The organism is Streptomyces sp. LARHCF249, assembly GCF_052871255.1.
This window is the reverse complement of the sequence record NZ_JBIXJQ010000008.1, coordinates 259,594-280,752: the sequence shown is the minus strand read 5'-3', so window position 1 is coordinate 280,752 and position 21,159 is coordinate 259,594. Positions and strand designations below refer to the sequence as shown.

The 21,159-nt window shown below is 73.5% G+C and carries 11 protein-coding genes; 7 read left to right on the top strand and 4 right to left on the bottom strand.

Going from position 1 to position 21,159, the window contains the following annotated elements; genetic code table 11:
* Positions 1-8: 8 nt before the first annotated feature.
* Entirely contained in the window at positions 9-800 is a 792-nt protein-coding gene (locus ACIPUC_RS24540) for an alpha/beta fold hydrolase (RefSeq protein ID WP_446592163.1), read from the bottom strand.
* Between the two features lie 195 nt (positions 801-995).
* On the opposite strand from ACIPUC_RS24540, the gene ACIPUC_RS24535 reads away from it, so the two are divergent.
* The 6 genes from ACIPUC_RS24535 (at position 996) to ACIPUC_RS24510 (ending at position 15,277) form a co-directional block, all read left to right on the top strand.
* The gene (locus ACIPUC_RS24535) at positions 996-8,249 is read left to right on the top strand and encodes an amino acid adenylation domain-containing protein (protein WP_446592161.1); all 7,254 of its coding nucleotides are present in this window, start codon (positions 996-998) and stop codon (positions 8,247-8,249) included.
* 10 nt (positions 8,250-8,259) lie between these two features.
* Positions 8,260-9,432, top strand: a complete 1,173-nt coding sequence (locus ACIPUC_RS24530) for an FAD-dependent monooxygenase (RefSeq protein ID WP_446592159.1) — start codon at positions 8,260-8,262, stop codon at positions 9,430-9,432.
* Positions 9,433-9,461: 29 nt separating this feature from the next.
* Entirely contained in the window at positions 9,462-10,346 is an 885-nt protein-coding gene (locus ACIPUC_RS24525) for an SDR family NAD(P)-dependent oxidoreductase (RefSeq protein ID WP_446592157.1), read from the top strand.
* A 453-nt stretch (positions 10,347-10,799) separates the two neighbouring features.
* Entirely contained in the window at positions 10,800-12,560 is a 1,761-nt protein-coding gene (gene paaN, locus ACIPUC_RS24520) for a phenylacetic acid degradation protein PaaN (protein WP_446592153.1), read from the top strand.
* Positions 12,557-13,774, top strand: coding sequence for a LuxR C-terminal-related transcriptional regulator (locus ACIPUC_RS24515; RefSeq protein WP_446592152.1), 1,218 nt, complete (start codon positions 12,557-12,559; stop codon positions 13,772-13,774). The genes paaN and ACIPUC_RS24515 overlap by 4 nt, the downstream gene beginning before the upstream one ends.
* A gap of 51 nt (positions 13,775-13,825) precedes the next feature.
* On the top strand, positions 13,826-15,277 hold the full coding sequence (locus tag ACIPUC_RS24510; protein WP_446592150.1) for an FAD-dependent oxidoreductase: 1,452 nt from the start codon (positions 13,826-13,828) through the stop codon (positions 15,275-15,277).
* 44 nt (positions 15,278-15,321) lie between these two features.
* Here the strand turns inward: ACIPUC_RS24510 and ACIPUC_RS24505 are convergent, their stop codons facing one another.
* Together ACIPUC_RS24505 and ACIPUC_RS24500 are read right to left on the bottom strand one after the other, a co-directional pair.
* Positions 15,322-16,047, bottom strand: coding sequence for an exonuclease domain-containing protein (locus tag ACIPUC_RS24505; protein WP_446592148.1), 726 nt, complete (start codon positions 16,045-16,047; stop codon positions 15,322-15,324).
* Between the two features lie 131 nt (positions 16,048-16,178).
* Complete coding sequence (locus ACIPUC_RS24500) at positions 16,179-17,429, bottom strand: SAV2148 family HEPN domain-containing protein (protein WP_446592146.1); 1,251 nt, start codon at positions 17,427-17,429, stop codon at positions 16,179-16,181.
* Between the two features lie 274 nt (positions 17,430-17,703).
* Here ACIPUC_RS24500 and glgX point away from each other — a divergent pair, with 274 nt between their 5' ends.
* Positions 17,704-19,818 (top strand): glycogen debranching protein GlgX, encoded by a 2,115-nt coding sequence (gene glgX / locus ACIPUC_RS24495; protein ID WP_446592145.1) that lies wholly within the window; start codon positions 17,704-17,706, stop codon positions 19,816-19,818.
* Here glgX and ACIPUC_RS24490 read toward each other — a convergent pair.
* On the bottom strand, positions 19,803-21,125 hold the full coding sequence (locus tag ACIPUC_RS24490) for an MFS transporter (protein ID WP_446592144.1): 1,323 nt from the start codon (positions 21,123-21,125) through the stop codon (positions 19,803-19,805). The genes glgX and ACIPUC_RS24490 overlap by 16 nt on opposite strands.
* Between the last annotated feature and the right edge of the window lie 34 nt (positions 21,126-21,159).

Below are 21,159 nucleotides of genomic sequence, written 5' to 3'. Positions count from 1 at the left end.
CGCGGCGGTCAGCCGTCGACGGTGTCGAGGAACCCGGTGATGAGCCGGGCCCACTCGGCCGGCCGCTCCGCGGCGATGGCGTGGCCGCAGTCCAGCGTCGCCAGCCGGGCTCCCGGGATGCCGTCCGCGAGTTCGCGGGAGTGAACGGGAGTGGTGAGCAGGTCGCCGAGGGGCGAGACCACGAGGACCGGTACCGCGATCCGCGCCAGGTCGGCCCGTACGTCGATGTCGTCGAAGAGGGCGAGCTGCGCGTCGGTGCCCGGCGGCATCCCGGCGGAGAACAGCTCTACCTGTTCCTCGATCTCCGCGTGGGAGCGCGCGTCGAGCCAGTGGGTGCCCCCGACCACGAGGGAGAGGTAGGAGGCCAGGACCCGGCTGTCGCCGCCCGGCGCGCCGAGCGCCCGCCAGGTGTCGATCACCAGCTTGAGACGCGCGTTCGGCCGGGCGAATCCGGCGGAAAGAACAAGAGCGGTAACCCGCTCGGGATGGCGCACTGCGGCTCGTGCGGCCACCGTCGCACCCATGGAGAATCCGGATATCGCAAAAGAATGCACGCCGGATTGCACAGCGCTTTCCACAATGTGGTCGGCGAGCTGGTCGAGTGTCAGCGGACGGTCTGGGAGGGGGTTATTCCCGGAGCCCGGATAATCCGGTCCGACGACGGTCCGACGGCTGGCGAGACTTTCGAGGACCGGTCCGTAACTGTCCTCGATGTCGCTGCCCGCACCATGCGCGAGCAGCAGTCCTGGTCCGCTGCCGCGCACGATGACGGATTTCCGGGAAGGAAGCAGAGGGGTCATGTCCGAGATGTTAGCGAGGGCGCGGGAAAATCCTCCAGGAATATCGCGCGGATCACATATTCCCCGCTGTGACTACTTGATCGAGTAGTCCTCCTCCACTCATACGAGTAGTGGTGAACCGGATTGGGGGAAACGTAGGCTCCTGAGCATCGGACGGCAAACATTCCGGCTGTCCGAATTAGCGAAGGAAGGCCGATGCTCGCAACACGCCAGCTCCCTCTGTCCGCCTACCAGCTGGACATTTGGGCTGCCGAGTCCACCGCGCCGGGTGACCCCCAGTTCAACGTGGTCATTCATGAGCGGGTGGCCGGCGATGTCGACGTGGACAGCTTGAAGGAATCGCTGGAAGACGCCCTGCGGAACAACGACGCGTTCCGGCTGCGCTTCGGCGACCAGGACGGAATCCCCTGCCAGTGGGTGGCCGGGACCGACGCCGAGGAGGAGGCGGGCCCCTGGGTCCAGTACGTCGACTTCTCCGGCGCGGCCGACCCCGCGGCGGCCTGCGCGGCGTGGCAGGAGTACTCCTTCACGCATCCCTTCACCCTGCGGCGTTCGCGTTTGTTCACGGCCGCCGTGCTGCGTGAAAGTGCCTCGGTCGTCCACGTCCACCTCAATGCCCACCACCTGATCGCCGACGCCTGGGCGCTGAACCAGGTCAGCCGGCAGCTGTGGGAGCGCTACGCCGACCGGGCGGCCGCGGCCATGGCGGCCGGGACCGGCGCCGTGCCCGTGGACCGTCCCGCTCCCCCGTCCGCCACCGCGCTCGTCGAGGCGGACGCCGCCTACCGCGCCTCCGGCGCCTTCGAGGAGGACCGGGCGTACTTCCGCGACGCGCTGAAGGGCGTCCAGCCCGCCCTGTTCACCCGCGCCACCGCGGCTCCCGCGGACGCCGGGCGCCGCCGGGCCCGTCACACCTTCACCGTCGACGCCGACCTGGTCCGCCGCATCCGCGGCGGCGGCAGCTCCCCGTTCGCGTTCCTCGCGGCCGCCTTCGCCACCTACTTCTCGCGCGTGCACCGCAGCGAGGAGCTGGTGCTCGGCGTCCCCTTCCGCAACCGGCACTCGGACGCGGACCTCGAGACCGTCGGCCAGCTGGCCAACAACCTCCCGCTGCGCGTGCCGGTCGGCCCCTCGGCCACCCTGCACGAGCTGGCCGCCTCCGTCCGCCGCAGCACGGACGCGCTGCGCGCCCACCAGCGGCTCGCCCTCGGCGACGTCCTGCGCGACCTCCCGGCCGCCGGCGCCGGCTCCCGCCGGCTCTTCGACATCACCCTCTCCTACCTGCGCCACCCGCGGCCCGCGCCGCTGCCGGGCGCCTCGGTGGAGTCCGCCGTCCTGGCGCCCGTCCACCACCAGGACGCGCTGTCCGTGATGGTGCACGCCTTCGAGGACGACGCCGACCTGCGGGTCGACCTCGACTACGCCGTCGACGTCTTCGACGGGGACTACCCCATCACCTCGGTCGCCGGTCACCTGCTGCGCCTCATCGGGGCGGGGCTCGACGAACCCGGCCGGCCCGCGGCGACGCTGCCGGTCCTGGACGAGGCCGAGCAGGAGGACCTCACCCTGCTGCGGCAGGGGCCCGACGTCCCGTACGCCCACGACCGGACCGTGCACGGCCTGATCGCCGACCAGGCCGCCCGCACCCCGGACCGGACCGCCGTCACCGGCGCCGACGGCACCCCGCCGCTGACCTACGCGGACCTGGACACCCGCTCCAACCAAGTGGCGCACGCCCTGCGCGCCCGGGGCGTGGGCGTCGGCGACCGGGTGGCCGTCCTCATGGACCGCTCCCCGCAGCTGATCGTCGCCCTCCTCGGCGTCCTCAAGTCCGGCGGCGCCTACGTCCCCGTGGACCCCGGCTATCCGGCGGAGCGGATCGGCTTCCTCCTGCAGGACAGCCGGGCCAAGGTGGTGCTGACCGACAGCGGCACGCCGGCCATGGACCAAGGCGTGCCCGTCCTGCGCACCGACGAGCTGCTGACCGGCCCGGGCGAGCCGCTCGAGGACCGGGCAGGCCCGCGCGACCTCGCGTACGTGATCTACACCTCCGGCTCCACCGGCCGGCCCAAGGGCGTCATGGTCGAGCACCACTCGGTGGTCAACCGGCTCGCCTGGATGCAGAAGGCCTACCCGGTCGGCGGGGGCGACGTCCTGCTCCAGAAGACGCCGATCTCCTTCGACGTCTCCGTGTGGGAGCTGTTCTGGTGGGCGATCGAGGGCGCGGGGCTCGCCCTGCTGCCCGTCGGCGGCCAGCGCGACCCGCGCGGGATCCTGCGCACCATCGCCGAACAGCGGGTCACCACCCTGCACTTCGTCCCCTCCATGCTGGGCCCGTTCCTGGACCTGCTGGAGGACCGCCCGGAGCTGCGCGCCGAAGCCGCGTCCCTGCGCCAGGTGTTCTGCAGCGGCGAGGCCCTGCCCGCCGCGCGCGTGGAGCAGTTCAACCGGGTCTTCGGGCCCCGCGGTGCGAGCGCTCCCCGGCTGGTCAACCTGTACGGGCCCACCGAGGCCACCGTCGACGTGTCGTACTTCGACTGCCCGACGGCCACCGAGGGGCCGGTCCGCCGGGTCCCCATCGGCCGCCCCATCGACAACACCCGGCTGTACGTCCTGGACGCGCACGGCGGGCTCCAGCCGGCCGGCGTCCCCGGCGAGCTGTGCATCGGCGGCGTCGGCGTCGCCCGCGGCTACCTGGAGCGGCCCGAGCTGACGGCGGAGAAGTTCACCGAGGACCCCTTCTCGCCGGGCGGACGGCTCTACCGCACCGGCGACCTCGCCCGCTGGCTGGCCGACGGCACCCTGGAGTACCTCGGCCGCATCGACGGCCAGGTCAAGATCCGCGGCAACCGGGTGGAGCTCGGCGAGGTCCAGAACCGGCTGGCCTCGGTGGCCGGCGTACGGGACGCCGTCGTGGTCGACCACCAGTCGGGCAGCCGCGGCACCCTGCTTATCGGCTACTACGTCGCCGACACCGAGCTCAGCCCGGCCCTGCTGCGCACCGAACTCGCCGCCGCGCTGCCCGAGTTCATGGTGCCGGCGCACTTCATCCGGATCGACACCGTCCCCCTGACCCCGAACGGCAAGGCCGACCGCCGCGCCCTGCCGGCCCCCTCGGCCGCCGCCGGGCCGCAGTACACGGCGCCGCGCAACGCCACCGAGGAGACGCTCGCCGCGATCTGGGCGGACGTGCTGGAGGCGGAGCGGGTCGGGATCCACGACGACTACTTCGCCCTCGGCGGGGACTCCATCACGATGCTGCGCATCCGCGCCCGGGCCGGGAAGGCCGGCATCGCGTTCGACCTGACGGACCTGGTGCAGCAGCCGACCGTCGCCCAGCTGGCCGCCAGGTCGGCCGCGGTCGGCGCAGCCCCCGCGCCCGCCGCCGAACTCGCCCCGTTCGCCCTGGTCTCGGGCGTCGACCGGGCCCGTCTCGAAGGGCGCGCCGACGCCTACCCGCTCACCCGCCTGCAGCTCGGACTGCTCTACCACAGCCGGGCCGAGCAGGACTCCGCCGTCTACCGCGACGTCTTCCAGTACAGCGTCACGGCGGCGTGGGACGAGGAGGCGTTCCGGGGCGCCTTCGAACGGCTCGTCGCACGCCACCCCGTCCTGCGCTCCTCCTTCGACCTGGGCTCCTTCTCCGAGCCGCTCCAGATCGTGGACCACCAGGTGGCCGGCGGCTTCGACGCCGTGGACCTGAGGGGCCGCGAGGAGGCCGCGGCGCTCGCCGAGATCCGGTCCCACGTCGACGAACGGCGCTACCACCGCTACGACTTCGAGCAGGCTCCGCTCTACCACCTGCGCGCCCACGTCCGCGAGGAGACGCTCGAGCTGGTCCTGAGCTTCCACCACGCGATCCTCGACGGCGGCAGCGTGGCCACCCTGGTCGCCGAGCTGCTGCGGGACTACCTGCACGCTCTGGGCCACCCCATCGACGCCGTGGCCGAGACCGCCCTCCCCTCGGCGGCCCACCACGTACGGGCCGAACGCGAGGCACTGGCGTCGGAGCCGGCCCGCGCCTTCTGGCGCGAGCGGCTGCGGGACGCTCCGCTGCTGCGCCTGGAGGCCTTCCGCGGGCACGAGGCCCCGGGTCCGGACACCCAGATCACCCGGATCGTGGACCTTCCCGCCGAACTCACCGAACAGGCCGGCCGGTTCGCCCGGGAGCGGGCGCTGCCCCTGAAGTCGGTGCTGTTCGCGGCGCACTGCCTGACGCTGGGGCTGTTCTCCGGCTCCGACGACATCACCACCGGCCTGGTCACCCACGGCCGCCCCGAGCTGGAGGACGCCGACCGCATCGCGGGCCTCTTCCTCAACACGATGCCCGTGCGGCTCGGTACCGCCGCCGACAGCTGGGCCGACGTGGTCAGGGCCGCCTTCCGGCAGGAGCAGCAGAGCCACGCCCACCGGCGCTACCCGCTCAGCGCGATCCAGGAGGACCGGGGTTCCACCGTCCTGGAGACCGCCTTCAACTACATCCGCTTCCGCCAGCTGGCCGCCGTCTTCGAGCTGCCCGGGGTCCGCCTCCTGGACTTCCAAACCTGGGAGGAGACCAACTTCCAGCTGCTGGTCAACGCCATGACCGACCCGGTGGACGGCTCCGTCCGGCTGCGGCTGGACCACCACGGGCTGACCTTCACACCGGCCCAGGCCGACCTGTACGCCGAGCGGTTCACGGCGATCCTGGACCGGCTGGTCCACCATCCGGACGAGGCACCGGACTTCGGCTTCCTGGCACCCGAACCGGTGCGGGACGGGGCTCGGGACCGGCAGGACGCCGCCGCCCCGCCGGACGTCGTTCGCGCCGTCGCGGAGCAGACCGCCCGCACCCCGGACGCGACGGCCGTGGTCTTCGGCGCCCGCCGCTGGACCTACGCCGAACTGGACGCGGCTGCCGACCGGGTGGCCCGCGAGCTGATCGCGCTCGGTTCGCGGCCCGGTGACCGGATCGGCATCGCGATGGACCGCTCGCCGGAGACGATCGCCGTCATCCTCGGCGTCATGAAGGCCGGCGCCGCCACCGTGCCGCTGGACGTCGGCTACCCGGTGGACCGGCTGACCGCGATGGTCGAGCAGGCCCGCCCGTTCCGGGTCATCGCGAACGCCGCCCACGGCGCCGTGTTCGGCGGGCCGGAGCTCGTCCTCCCGGCCGAGGAGATCTTCGCCGGGGACGGCTCGCGGCCGTACCTGCCGCGGATCCCGGCGGAGGTGACGCAGGAGATCACCCCCGACTCGATCGCCTACGTCCTGTTCACCTCGGGCTCCACCGGCGCGCCCAAGGGCGTGGCGATGCCGCACCGTTCACTGGCCCACTTGGTCGCCTGGCAGAACGGCATCCCCAGCGGAGTCGTCGGCGGCGTGACCGCCCAGTACGCGCCGATGAGCTTCGACGTCTCCTTCCAGGAGATCTTCTCCACCCTCGCGGGCGGCGGCACCCTGCTCCTGCTCTCCGAGGACGAGCGCCGCGACATGCCTGCCCTGCTGCGCCTGCTCGACCGGGAGGGCGTGGAGCGCATCTGCCTCCCGTACGTCGCGCTCCAGCAGCTGGCCGAGACCGCGGACGCGCTCGGGCTCGCCCCGCGCTCGCTGAGGGCCCTGCTCTCCTCCGGCGAGCAGCTGCGCGTCACCGACGAGATACGCGGGCTGTGCGCGGCCCTGCCCGGGGTGATCCTGGAGAACCAGTACGGGCCGACCGAGTCGCACGTGGTGACCGCGTACACGATGCAGGGCGACCCCGCCGCCTTCCCGGCCCTGCCGCCCATCGGGCGGGCCATCGCCGGCTCCGCGGTGCACGTCCTGGACAGCCGGATGCGGCCGGTCCCGGCCGGGGTGCGCGGTGAGCTGTACCTGTCGGGCGCCTGCCTGGCGGAGGGCTACGTGGGCCGCCCGGACCTGACCGAGGAGCGGTTCGTCCCGCACCCGTCACCCGCGGCCGCCGCGGCGGGGGTGCGCCTGTACCGCACCGGCGACCTGGGCTTCACCCTGCCCGGCGGTGACGTGGTGTGCCTGGGCCGGGCCGACGCGCAGGTCAAGGTGCGCGGCTACCGGGTGGAGCCGGCCGAGGTGGAGCTGGCCATCACCCGCTTCGCGGCGGGCCACCCGGGCATCGCGGAGGCCGCGGTCGTCGCCCGGCGCCGGGAGGGCAACGACTCCTTCCTCGCCGCGTTCCTGACGGGCGACCCCGACGGGGCGGACCTCACGCTGCTGCGCAAGCAGCTGCGGACGGTGCTGCCCGAGTACATGATGCCCTCGCACTTCGAGTGGCTGGCGGCGCTGCCGCTGACGCCGAGCGGCAAGCGCGACGACAAGGCGCTGCGCGGCGCCGCGCTGAGCACGGGGGCGACCGCCGACGCGGCCGCGGCCCCGCGCGACGCGTACGAGGAGACGCTGGTGGAGATCGTCGGCGATCTGCTCCAGCTGCCCGCGCTGGGCGTGCACGACAACATCTTCGACCTCGGGGCGACCTCGCTGACCGCGATGCGCCTGGTCGTGCAGATCGAGCAGCGCTACGGGATCAGCGTCCCGCTCTCGGAGTTCGTGTCGGCGCCGACCGTGGCCGAACTGGCGGCGCGGCTGCGCTCGGGCGAGGCGATGACGGCCTTCGACCCGCTGGTGCCCATCCGTCCGGCCGGGTCGAAGCGCCCGGTGTTCTTCGTCCACCCGATGGGCGGGAACGTGCTCTGCTACGTCCGGTTCGCCAAGTACCTGGAGGAGGACCAGCCGTTCTACGCCCTCCAGGCGGCCGGCGGCGATCCCGGTACCGAACCGCTGCGCAGCGTCGAGGAGATCGCGGCCAGTTACATCGAGGCGATGCGCCGGGTGCAGCCGAGCGGCCCGTACGTGGTCGGCGGCTGGTCGTTCGGCGGTTTCGTGGCCTTCGAGATCGCCCGGCAGCTGCGGGCGGCCGGGGAGGACATCGCCCGGCTGGTGCTGCTGGACACGACCGCCCTCAATCCGGGCCGGCGCCTGACCACGGACGACGAGGCCCTCCTCGGCTGGTTCTTCTGGGAGCTGCTGTGGCTGCAGCGCGGGGGCGACTCCCCGCTGGAGCTGATCCCGGACCGGCTGACGACGCTGGAGGAGAAGTTCGACTTCATCGCCCGGCTCGCCATCGACGAGGGCGTGCTGCCCGCGGGGAGCACCGGGGCCGTCGTGCGGCGCCTGTTCCACGTGTACGAGGCCAACTGGAAGGCGGCGTTCGCCTACCGGCCCGAGGTGGTGGACCAGGACATGGTCCTCATCCACGCCGCGCAGCCGCTGCCCGGGGTCCTCAACTCGATGCACACGGCCATCGAGAGCATGCACGCGGACCCGAGCAACGGCTGGGGCGAGCGCACCAGCGGCACGCTCGAGGTCGTGGACGTACCCGGCGACCACCTCACGATCATGGAGGAGCCGTACGTGGCCCACATGGTCAGGGTCGTCACCGAACTGATCGGACAGTGAGATGACACGGATGACAGACCGCAAGAAGGCCCTGGTGATCGGCGCGGGGATCGGCGGCCTCACCGCCGCCGTCGCACTGCGCGAGGCGGGTCTCGAGGTCGAGGTGCACGAGCGGGCGGGCGAGCTGCGGGCCGCGGGCTCCGGCCTCTCGGTGATGAGCAACGCGGTGGGCGCGCTGAACTCGCTGGGCGTCGGGATCGACCTGGAGAAGCGCGGGGAGGCCCTGCGCTCCTACCACGTCAAGACGGCCTCGGGCCGGCTGATCCGGGAGTTCCCCTTCCCGGACATCATCGGCAGGCTGGGGGTGCCCAGTGTGCTCATCACCCGGGCGGACCTCCAGCAGTCGCTGCTGGAGGCGGCGGAGGGCATCCCGCTGCACTTCGGCGCGGCGGCAACCGGGTTCGAGACGGAGGAGGTGCCGGGCGGCGGGGTGCGGGTCGCGTTCGACGACGGGACCACCGCCGAGGGGGACGTGCTGATCGGGGCCGACGGCTTCAACTCGGCGGTCCGCCGGCAGCTGGTGGGGCCGGAGGACTCGCAGGACAGCGGCTACATCTGCTGGCTCGCGGTGGTGCCGTTCTCGCACCCGCGCTTCACCCCGGGCTCGGTGACCCACTTCTGGGGCAGCGGCAAGCGCTTCGGGCTCGTGGACATGGGCGCCGGGAGGCTGTACTGGTGGGGCACCAAGAACATGCCGGCCGAGCTCTCGCGGGACTGGAAGGGCGGCAAGGCGGAGATCCTGCACGCCTACGACGGCTGGGCGGACGAGGTGCGGCAGGCGATCCTGGCCACCCCCGAGGAGTCGATCATCGCCGTGCCCTCCCGGGACCGGGCGTTCCTGGAGCGCTGGGGCCGGGGGCCGGTGACCCTGCTGGGGGACGCCGCGCACCCGATGCTCACGAGTCTCGGCCAGGGCTCGGGCATGGCGATCGAGGACGCCGTGGTGCTCGGGCGGGCCCTGAAGGGCACGCCCGACCTGCCGCGGGCCCTGCGCCGGTACGAGGACGAGCGCCGCGAGCGGACCCGGGGGATGGTGGCCGCCTCGCGCGGCATCAGTTCCTTCGAGCAGTCCGAGGACCCGTTCCGCCGACCGGTGCGGGACGCGTACTTCCGGTTCATTCCGCAGGCCAGGCTCACCCGCACGCTGGAGGACGCCCTCACCTTCCCGGCGGTGGCCGGATGAGCGCCCCCGCTTCCCGTAGGAGAGATCTCGTGTCAGCCGCTTCGCAGCGCGCCGCCCTGTCCCCGCGCGGCCGTTCCGTACTCGTCACCGGGGCCTCCTCGGGCCTGGGCCGGGTCTGCGCGCTCCAGCTGGAGGAGGCGGGCTTCCGGGTGTTCGCCGGTGTCCGCAAGGAGGCCGACGGCCTGGCGCTCGCCGAGGCCGGCGCGCACGGCCGGATCGTCCCGGTGCTGGTCGACGTGACGGACGGGAAGTCGGTGGCCGCGGCCGCCGAACGGGTCGCTGCCGACGTGGGCGAGGACGGCCTGTGGGGGCTCGTGAACAACGCGGGCATCTGCGTCTCGGCCCCGCTGGAGTGCGTCTCGCCGGAGCGGCTGCGCGAGCAGCTGGACACCAACGTGGTCGGGCAGCTCGCCGTCACCCAGGCGTTCCTGCCGCTGCTGCGGCGCACCCGCGGCCGGGTGGTCAACGTGACCTCGGGCCTGGGCAGTGTGGCGATCCCGTTCCTCGGGGCGTACGCGGCGGCGCAGTTCGCCAAGGAGGCCCTGACCGACGTACTGCGGCGGGAGCTGGCGCCGCAGGGGGTGGACGTCACCCTGGTGCAGCCCGGCGCCATCATGACGCCGATCTGGGGCAAGGTCTCCGACGTCGCGCGGGCCGCGATGGACGGGGTGCCGGAGCAGCTGGCCGAGCTGTACCGGATCCCCTTCAACCGGTTCCTGCACCAGAACGAGCGGCAGGCGCGGGAGAGCCCCACCCGTCCGGAGGACTTCGCGGAGACGGTCCGCCAGGCCCTGACGGCCCGGCGGCCCAGGACCCGCTACCGGGTGGGTCCGGACGCCCGGAAGGTGAGCGTGCTGGCGCGGGTGCTGCCCGACACGGCGCTCGACCGGTACCTGCGGCCGATCACCGAGTAGTCGCGCGAGCCGGGGCCTCCCGGCCTGCGTAATGGGTGCAGCCGCCGAGGAGGCCGTACAGAACAAGCCAGTTGGCACGCCCGCCGAGAGGCGGCGAGCGGTGATAACCCGCCAGATGGTGGCTCATAGCAGCAAGTTGTGCGGGATATGGCCATCGTCACAGTTTGACCCGTCTTCTCGGCGGGCGTGCCCAACGCCCCAGATCCGGCCCGGATTTCCTCGCTTCCGCCCGCGGGCCGGACCTCCGTCGCGACGCCGTTTTGCCGCGCGGCCGTGTGAACGGTCCGTCAATTCCCTGCGTGACCTGACTCCGCCGTGGGTGCGAACCAGCCGAATTAGCGTGACCACCGAGGCTTTCCGGACGCGGCGACCCGGGAGCGGACCGACCCCGGCCGGCGGCCGGGCCGCCAACCCCGACCGCCGACCCCGACCGTTCGACAAAGGATGAGGACCATGGCGCACACCGTGCGGCCTCCCGTTCCCGAAACCCGCGCCGACGGCGGCGCGTTGACCCGATTCGCCGCCCGGCACGGCAGCACGCTGCGGCGGGCCCGCGAAGTGATCCGCACCCGCGAGCACTGGTCGCCGTACGCGGAGGACCCGGAGGACCCGCAGGCCTACGGCCCGGGCGCGAAAGCCGCCGGCGAGGCCGCCTTCCGCAAGCTCCTCGGCCGGCCCTTCGAGCTCGGCCAGCCCGGCCTCGACGGCACCGTGGGCCCCGCCCCGGAAACCGGCGGCGAGCGCTCCCCGTACGGCGGTCCGCTGGAGATCTCCTACCCGCACTGCGACCCCGGCGTCCTGCTGCCCGCCATGCAGGCCGCGCTGCCCGCCTGGCGCGACGCGGGCCCCGAGGCCCGGGCGGCGGTCTGCGCCGAGATCCTCCACCGGATCAACGCCCGCAGCTCCGAGTTCGCCCACGCGGCCGTGCACACCAGCGGCCACAACTTCCTGATGGCCTTCCACGCCGGGGCCGTCCACGCCCAGGACCGCGGTCTCGAGGCGGTGGCCTGCGCGCTGGCCGAACAGACCCGGCTGCCGGCCGCCTCGGTCTGGCGCAAGCCCCGGGGCGAGGGCCGGGCCGTCACCCTGGCCAAGACCTTCAAGACGGTGCCCCGGGGCGTCTCCCTGGTCATCGCCAACAGCGTCTTCCCCACCTGGAACAGCTACCCGGCCCTCTTCGCCTCACTGGCCACCGGCAACCCCGTCCTGGTCAAACCGCACCCGTCGGCCGTCCTGCCGCTGGCGCTCACCGTCCGGATCGCCCGCGAGGTGCTGGCCGAGGCCGGCTTCCCGGCCGACCTGGTGTGCCTGGCGGCCGAACACCCCGGCGAAGGCCTGGCACGCCGGCTGGCCACCCGCCCCGAGGTCCGCCTCGTCGACTACGCGGGCGGCACCGCCTTCGGCGACTGGCTGGAGGACAACGCCCGACAGGCCCGCGTCTTCACCGCCGGCTCCGCCGTCAACACCCTGCTCGTCGAATCGACCGGCGACTACCGCGACATGCTCGCCAACCTCGCCTTCTCGGTCTCCCTCTACAGCGGGCAGCTGTGCACCAGCCCCCAGAACCTGCTGATCCCGCGCGCCGGGATCAGCACCGACGAGGGGCACCGGACCTACGAGGAGATCGTCGCCGACCTCGGGGCCGCCCTCACCGCGCTGCTCGCCGACGACTCCGCGGCCGCCGGCATCCTGGGCGCGCTCCTGGGACCCCCGGTCCTGGAGCGGCTCGAACGGGTGATGGCCGGCGAGGCCGGGACCGTGGCCGTGCCCTCCCGCGCCGTACGCGACCCGGCGCACCCGGAGGCGGTCATCCGCACCCCGGCCGTGGTGACGCTCGACGCGAACCGGTCCGCCGACCGGGACACGCTGCTCACCGAATGGCTCGGCCCGGTGGTCTTCGCCGTCGCGGTGGACTCCGTCGCCGACGCGGTCGCGCTGGTCTCCCGTACCACCCGCGAGTGCGGCGCGCTGTCCGTCGGCCTGTACTCCACGTCGCCCGAGGTGGAAGCGGCGATGGAACAGGCCTGCGCCGAGGCCGGGGTGATGCTGTCCGCGAACCTGATGGGCGACTGGTACATCTCCCAGTCGGCCGTCTACTCCGATCTGCACGGCACGGGCATGAACCCGTCGGGAAACGCGGTGTACTGCGACACCTCCTTCGTGTCCGCGCGTTTCCACACCGTCGGCGTACGCCGCTACGGCGGCTCGATATGAACAGCACCCTCACCCACATGCCGCTGCGCGGGCGCGAGCGGGAGATGCGGCTCATCCGCGAAGTGCTGGAGTACGGCCGCCGCTCCGGCCCCGCCGTCCTGTCGATCGAGGGGATGCCCGGCATCGGCAAGACCCGGCTGCTGCGGGAAGCCGCCCTCCTCGCCGACGGCCTGGGCTACACCGGACACCACCCCGACCCGTGGGCGGACCCCCGCCACCCGCGGCGCCGGACCCCGCCGGCCCGGCACACCCGCGGCCGGCCCGGCCGCTGCCACGCACCGGCGGGGCCCGTCCTCGTGCTGGTCGACGACACCCGACGCTCCGTGGACGGGCCGCCGCGGATGCCCTTCGCCCCCCGCGAACGGCCCGGCGGCGACCCCGTGGTCTGGCTGGTGGCCCACCGGCCCGGCGAGGGACCGGCCCTGCCGGCCGGCCTCACGGGCCGCAGCGAGCGGCTGTCGCTGGGCCCGCTGGGACCGTCCCCCTCGCTGAGCCTGGCCCACGACCTGCTGGGCGCGCCGCCCGCACCGGCCCTGGTCCAGCTGATCGACCAGGCCGGCGGGCACCCGCGGCTGCTGATCGAACTGCTCACCGGTCTCCAGGAGGAAGGCTCCCTGGAGACCGTGGACGACGAGGTCCGGCTGCTGACCTCGCGGCTCCCCGCCCGCCTGGCCACCCGGGTACGGGCCACCCTGGAGCGCTTCTCCCCCGGCTGCCGCCAACTGCTGTGCGTGGCCTCCCTCCTGGGGTGCGAGGTGGTCTACGAGGACCTGGCGCTGATGCTGCGCACCTCGGTCTCCGCCCTGCTCCCCGCCCTGGAAGAGGTGGCGGCGACCGGCGTCGTGCGGAGCGACGGCGGCCGGGCCGTGTTCTCCAACCCGCTGCTGCGCCGGCTGATCTCGGACTCCATGCCCGACTCGCTGCGCCTCTCCCTCCAGCGCGAGGCGGCGGCGCTGCGGGCGACGGCGGGGCTCGCCGAGGCGCCGCCCGCCGGACCGGAACTCAGCGAGCAGCAGCGGGCACTGGTGGGGCTGGTGCGCGAGGGCCTCACCAACCAGCAGATCGCCCGGCGGCTCGCGCTGTCCCCGCACACCGTCAACTACCACCTCCGGAAGCTGTTCAAGACCTACGGGGTGAGCTCGCGGATCGACCTGCTGACGGCGGCGGAGCACCTGGACACCGCCGGCCGGGCCGCCCGCGCCCGCCAGAACTGACCCAGTCCACCGCATGGACGCACACCGCACCGACCGTGGAGACCCGTACCCGTGACCGATCCCGATCTCGTCCTGGCCGGCACCTGGCCCCGCCCCGACACCCCGCCCCCGGCCCGGCGCACCGGCTGGCTGCGGGAGGCCCTGCGCGCCGAACCCGACGACGGGCGCTCACCCCAGCTGCTGGACGAGGTGCGCTGCGACGTCCTCGTCGTGGGCGGCGGCTTCACCGGCCTGTGGACCGCGCTGGAGATCCTGCGGCGGGCACCGGGCACGGACATCGTGCTGATCGAGGCCGATGTGTGCGGCGGCGGCGCCAGCGGCGCCAACGCGGGCTATCTGATGCCGATGTGGGCCCGGTTCAGCAGCCTCGTCGCGATCGGCGGGCCCGAGGAGGCGCGCCGGCTGGGCGAGGCCTCCGCCCGGGCCGTCGACGACATCCTGGCCTTCACCGAGGACCACGGCATCGACGTCGAGTACACGCGCGGTCCGTGGCTGTGGGCCGCCTCCTCACCGGCCCAGCGCGGGGCGTGGCGGCAGACCCTGGAGGACCTGCGCCGGGCCGGGACGGAGCCGCTGCACGAGGTGTCCGCCGCCGAGTCCCGCCGGGCGGTCGGCACCCGCAACCACTTCGGCGGTGTCCTCGACCCGGGCTGCGCCACGCTCCAGCCCGCCAAGCTGACGCGCGGCATGCGCCGGGTGGCGATCGAGGCGGGCGTCCGCGTCCACGAGCGCACCCCGCTGACCGCGCTGCGCGGCGCGCCCGGCGGAGCCACCACCGCCCACACCCCCTACGGGCGGGTCCGCGCCGAGCGGGTCGTGCTGGCCATCAACGCCTGGGCCGGGCAGTTGGAGGACCTCGGCCGCCGGATGGTGACCGTGGCCAGCGACACCGTCCTGACCGAGCCCGTCCCGGAGCGGCTGGAGGCGCTCGGCTGGGACGGGCGCACCTCGGTCTGCGACTCCCGCCGCAGGCTGAACTACTACCGCACGACCCCGGACGGCAGGCTGCTCTTCGGCAAGGGCGGCTCCGGCGTGGCCTTCGGCCAGAGCGGGGCGGACACCCTGTGGGGCGACCCGCTGCGCCCCGCCGAGCTGCGGCGCCAGCTCGGCCGGCTCTTCCCGGAGCTCGCCGACGCGCCGGTGGACTCGGCGTGGACCGCCCCCGTCGAATACTCGACCACCTCGCTGCCCTTCGCCGGCTGGCTGAAGTCCGTGCCCGGAGTCTGCTACGCCACGGGTTACTCGGGGGACGGGGTGGGCCCCTCCCGGCTGATGGCCAAGGTGCTGGCCTCCCTCGTGCTGGGCACGAAGGACGAATGGTCGGGCTCGGCCTTCACCCGCCCGCCGGGCGGCTGGATCCCCCCGGAACCGGTCCGCTACCCCGGCGCCCGCCTGGTCATCCCGGCCCTCCGGGCGGTCGAGCACCGCGAGGACCGCGGCCTGGGAGTACCCGCCCTGGTGAAGCGCCTCGCCTCGATCGACCCGTCCGCCTTCCGCCTCTGACGTCCGCCCCTGACGTCCGCCTCCGACCCGCCCCGCAGACGCGGTCAGCCGACCGCCGGGACCAGGCCGCGCAGCGGCCAGGCGGTGTCGATCACCGCGTCCGGGGTGCCCTGGCGGCGGAGGTAGGACTGGAAGTCCCGGGCCCAGCGGGCATGCCAGGTGCCCTGGCGGGCGTGCAGGTCGGCCGGGGTGAGCGCGGCCACTTCGGGGTGGCGCGCGGCTATCGCGCGCGCCACCTCCACCGCGGCCAGGGCGTCCGCCCCGGCGTCGTGCGCGGAGTCCAGGGTGACCCCGTACACCCCGCAGACCGCTTCCAGCGTGCGCTTGCCGCGCCGGTAGCGGTCGACGGCCCGGTCGATGGTCAGCGGGTCCACCACCGGCCCGGTCGCCGCCCCGCCCAGCCGGTCGGCGAGCGACGGCAGCCCGTGCCGGGCCAGTTCCGCGGAGAGCAGGGTCAGGTCGAAGGCCGCGTTGTAGGCGACGACCACCGCCCCGCCCCGCCAGTGGGCCACCAGCGCCCGGGCGACCTCCTCGGCGACCTCCCGCACCGGGCGGCCCTCGGCGACGGCCCGCTCCGTGCTGATCCCGTGGATCGCCGAGGCCCCTTCCGGAATCGGTATCCCCGGGTCCGCGAGCCAGCCGCGCCGCTCGCGCACCTCGCCGCCCCGCACCTCGACCACCGCCGCCGTCACGATCCGCGACTCCCCCGGCTCGGTGCCGGTCGTCTCCAGGTCGAACCCGATCAGCACACCGCCGTGCCAGTCCCCCATCACGCGCCCTTCCCCCCGTACAGCTTCGGTCAACGGCTTTCAGCCTGCCACGGGCCACTGACAGGCCGGCCCCCGGGGGCGCGGCGGGGGGAGGGCGACACGCCGCTGGCACGACGGCGACACGCCGGGCGTCACGACACCGGCCGGGAGTCCTCCCACACCGATTCGAATTCCTCGCGGTACGTCGCGAACAGTCCGTGGTCGGCGTCCTTCGGCACGCCGCGGCCGCCGCCGCGCAGGACCAGGACGGGCGATTCCATGCCGCGCGCCCGGCGCAGGTACGACTGGACCACCGCGATCCCGGAGGACTGCCCCTCCACCAGATAGGCGGTGAAGCGGGGGGTCTCGTCGAAGACGTGGATCTCGAAGCGCGAGGGGTCCCGCAGGCCCGCCCGGACCCGGCGGACGTGCAGGATGTTCATCTCCACCGAGCGGCTCAGCTCGCCCTTGCGCAGGCCGAGCTCGCGCTCGCGCCGTTTGACGGCGCTGCTCGCCGGGTTCAGGAACAGCAGCCGCACCCGGCAGCCGGCCTCCGTGAGCCGGACGAGTCTTCGGCCCGAGAAGTTCTGGACCAGCAGGTTGAGGCCTATGCCGATGGCGTCCAGCCGCCGCGCGCCGCCGAACAGGTCCTCCGCCGGAAGCTGGCGCTGCAGGCGCACCCGGTCCGGGTGGACCGAGATGACGTCGGCGTACCGGTCGCCCACCAGGTCCTCGACGGCGTCGATCGGCAGCCGGTCGGCCGAGGGGCTGCCCGAGCCCCCGCCCAGCACCTCCAGCAGCCTCGCCGAGGCCCGCTCCGCCTGTTCCAGCACCGGGCGGGACAGCGCCCGGTTGCGGGAGACGACGTTGCGGGTGACCTCCAGCTCGTCCAGGGCCAGCTCGATCTCCCGCCGGTCGTCGAAGTACGGCTCGAAGCAGGGCCAGTGCTGGACCATCAGCTCGCGCAGCTGCGGCAGCGTCAGGAAGCTGAGCACGTTGTCGTCGGCCGAGTCGAGCAGGTACCCCTTGCGCCGGCTGACCTCGCGCACGGCCACCGCCCGCTGCACCCACTCCTGCCCGGCGGGCCCGGCGGCCGCCACCACCCAGTCGTCCCCGCCGTGCACCGGCTCGTAGATCGGCCGCAGCACCGCTCCGACCACCGACCGCAGCCGCTGTTCGATGAGGTTCAGCCAGATGTACGCACGGCCGGCCCGCTGGGCCCGCGTACGGACCTCGCTCCAGGCCTCCGCTCCCCAGTCCAGCTCGGCGCCGGCCCGGGCGCTCCCGGCCGCCTGCGGGGCCAGCGACACGGCCCCGGCCGCGACCCCCGCCGACGGTGCGTCCGCGGGGCCGCCCTCGTGACCGCTGTCACCAGGGGGCAGCTCCAGACCTCCCGAGCTCACCCGTGCACCGCCTTCTGCGTCTGGACGCCCGTCTCCAGTGATCACGGAAGGGTACTCCGCGCGCGCGGCCCGATGCAGCCCGATGGCCCGTACACCGGCTGCCCGTTGACCCATTATCCGATGGCCGCACAGTCGTCCGACCCGCATATCAGCTCTCCGGGTCACCCGGAGGGAGCAACCCAAGTCCACGCGTGAGGCCCCTCTTTCGGGGAAGATCTGGCAGTGACGTGGTCCAGCCGGATCAGCCGGAGCAGGATGGGAAGAGTCGTTATCTATGCAGGTCTGGCCGGGACAGGCGTATCCGCTCGGCGCCACTTACGACGGCGCCGGGACCAACTTCGCGGTCTACTCCGAGGCCGCCCGACGCATCGAGCTGTGCCTCCTCCACGACGACGGCTCGGAGACCGCCGTGGAACTGCGCGAGACGGACGCCTTCGTCCGGCACGCGTACCTGCCGGGGGTCATGCCGGGCCAGCGCTACGGGTTCCGCGTCCACGGACCGTACGAGCCCGACCGCGGCCAGCGCTGCAACGCGGCGAAGCTGCTGCTGGACCCGTACGCGCGGGCCATCAGCGGCCAGGTCAACTGGAACGAGGCGGTGTACGGCTACCACTTCGGCCGGCCCGACTCCCGCAACGACCTGGACTCCGCACCGCACACCATGAGCTCGGTCGTGGTGAACCCGTACTTCGACTGGGCCAACGACCGGCCGCCGCGACACGAGTACCACCACACCGTGCTGTACGAGGCCCACGTCAAGGGTCTGACGATGAACCATCCCGACCTCCCCGAGGAGCTGCGCGGCACGTACGGGGCGCTCGCGCACCCGGCGGTCATCGGGCACCTGGCCAAGCTCGGGGTGACGGCGCTGGAGCTGATGCCGGTGCACCAGTTCGTCAACGACCACCGGCTGGTCAACGACGGGCTGAGCAACTACTGGGGCTACAACACCATCGGCTTCTTCGCCCCGCACAACGGCTACGCCTCGGGTGACCGCGGCCAGCAGGTGCTGGAGTTCAAGTCGGCCGTGCGGGCCCTGCACGAGGCGGGGATCGAGGTGATCCTGGACGTGGTCTACAACCACACGGCCGAGGGCAACCACCTGGGCCCGACGCTGTCCTTCCGCGGGCTGGACAACGCCTCGTACTACCGGCTGGCGGACGATCCCCGGCACTACATGGACACCACCGGCACGGGAAACTCGCTGCTGATGCGGTCCCCGCACGTGCTCCAGCTGATCATGGACTCGCTGCGGTACTGGGTCACCGAGATGCACGTGGACGGCTTCCGCTTCGACCTGGCGGCGACGCTGGCCCGCCAGTTCCACGAGGTGGACCGGCTGTCCTCGTTCTTCGACCTGGTCCAGCAGGACCCGGTGGTCAGCCAGGTGAAGCTGATCGCGGAGCCCTGGGACCTGGGCGAGGGCGGCTACCAGGTGGGCAACTTCCCGCCGCTGTGGACCGAGTGGAACGGCAAGTACCGGGACACCGTACGGGATCTGTGGCGCGGGCAGCCGCGCACGCTGGCGGAGTTCGCGGGGCGGCTGACCGGCTCCTCGGACCTCTACCAGGACGACGGTCGGCGCCCGCTGGCATCGATCAACTTCACCACCTGCCACGACGGTTTCACCCTGCACGACCTCGTCTCCTACAACGAGAAGCACAACGAGGCCAACCGGGAGGGCAACCGCGACGGCGAGACCCACAACCGGTCCTGGAACTGCGGGGTCGAGGGGCCGACCGAGGACCCCGAGGTGCTGGAGCTGCGCGAACGGCAGATGCGCAACTTCACGGCGACGCTGATGCTGTCCCAGGGCGTGCCGATGCTCAGCCACGGCGACGAGTTCGGCCGCACGCAGGGCGGCAACAACAACGCGTACTGCCAGGACAACGACCTGTCCTGGGTGCGCTGGCCGGAGCCCGGCAAACAGGCGCCCTCGCTGCTGGAGTTCACCCGGCGGATGGTGTGGCTGCGCCGCGACCACCCGGTGTTCCGGCGGCGCCGGTTCTTCCACGGGCGGCCGGTGGAGGGCACGCACGACGAGCTCTCCGACATCGCCTGGTTCACCCCGCACGGCGAGGAGATGCGGGCCCGCGACTGGCAGGCGCAGCACGCGCGGGCGCTGACGGTGTTCCTCAACGGGGAGGCGATCTCCGAGCCGGGGACCCGCGGGGAGCGGATCACCGACGACTCGTTCCTGCTGATGTTCAACGCGGGCGCCGATCCGCAGGAGTTCACCGTTCCGGCGGGGCACGGTGCGCAGTGGCGGCTGGTGGTGGACACGGCGCGGCCGGAGGTACTGCCACCCGGAACCGGACCGCAGTACGCGGCCGGGGACCGGGTGGCGCTGACAGGACGGTGCCTGGTGGTCCTTCAGCGCCCGGCGTAGGCGGAGCTCTCGCCCCCGGCCGGGAAGCCGGTCGGCCGCGCCGGGGAGCCGGTCGGCCGCGCCGGGGAGCCGGTCTGCCGCGCCGGGATGACGGCCTTGCCGTGGGTGCGTGCGGCCGGCACCCGGGTGAGGAGGGCGAGGGCCAGGCAGAGCGCGGCAGCCCCCACGGCCACGGCGAAGGCCGCGGCGGGCCCGTAGGACTCGGCGAGGCGTCCGGAGAGCGGCAGCGCGAGGGCCTGCCCGGCGACCAGGGAGCTGGCGGCGAAGGCCATCGACTCGGCGAGCCGGGCGGGCTCCACGACCCGCTCGGTGAGCGCGAACGCGGTGATCAGGTGCGGTGCGTAGGCCGCGCCGAGGATCGTGACGACCAGGTACAGCGGCCACAGCGTGTCGGTGAACAGCAGCGGCACGGAGAACACCAGTGCGGCGCCGGTGGCCACCCGCCAGCGCAGCCGCAGCCCGATGCGGGCCGGCAGCGCGCCGAGCGAGATGCCGACGACGGCGCTGACGACGCCCATGGCGGCGTACACGACGGCGGCCTGCTCGGGAACGCCCAGCCGCAGGGTGAGCGCGGCGATCCCGGCCTGGCAGGCGCCGAACATGGCGCCCTGGAGGGCGAGGGAGCCGCGGACGGCGTGCACCACGATCGGCCGGCGGACCCGGCGGTCCTTCGTACGGGCCCGCGCGGGGCCTCCGGCCGTGACGGCGGCGGTCGGGTGCAGCGCGAAGGCGGTACCGAAGACGGCGACGAGGACGGCGGCCCCGCCGAGGGCGGCCGCCGGGTGCGCGACGATCGAGGCCAGTCCGACGAGGGCCGGGCCGAGGACGAAGGAGACCTCGTCCAGGGTGCCTTCGAGCGAGTGGACGGCGCCCACCACGCCCTCCCCGGACTCGGCCCGGTGCGCCAGGGCCACGGAGCGGGTCCTGGCGAGCGGCCCGATCAGCGGGATGGAGGCACCGGCGACGGCTCCGACGGCGGCGAGCGGTGCGGTGGCGAGGTGGCCGAGGGCCCCGGCCACCAGGGCGGCGGTCGCGACGGCGTTGACCGCGGCGGCGGCCAGTACGACGGGCCGCTGGCCGTGCCGGTCGGCGAGCCGGCCCAGCACGGGTCCGAAGACCACCTGGCCGGCGGAGAGGGTGCCGCCGACGATGGCGCCGGCGGCGATCGAGCCGCTGGTCTGGGCGACCAGCACCACGCTGCCGAACTGGGACATCGCCACGGGCAGTCGGGCGAAGAAGGAGACGAGGGGGAGAAGGGGCCCGGTCAGGGCGATGACTCTTCGATAGGTGTTGACGGTTCCAACCACTTGAGGAACGCTAACCTGGCGCAGTCACTCGTAT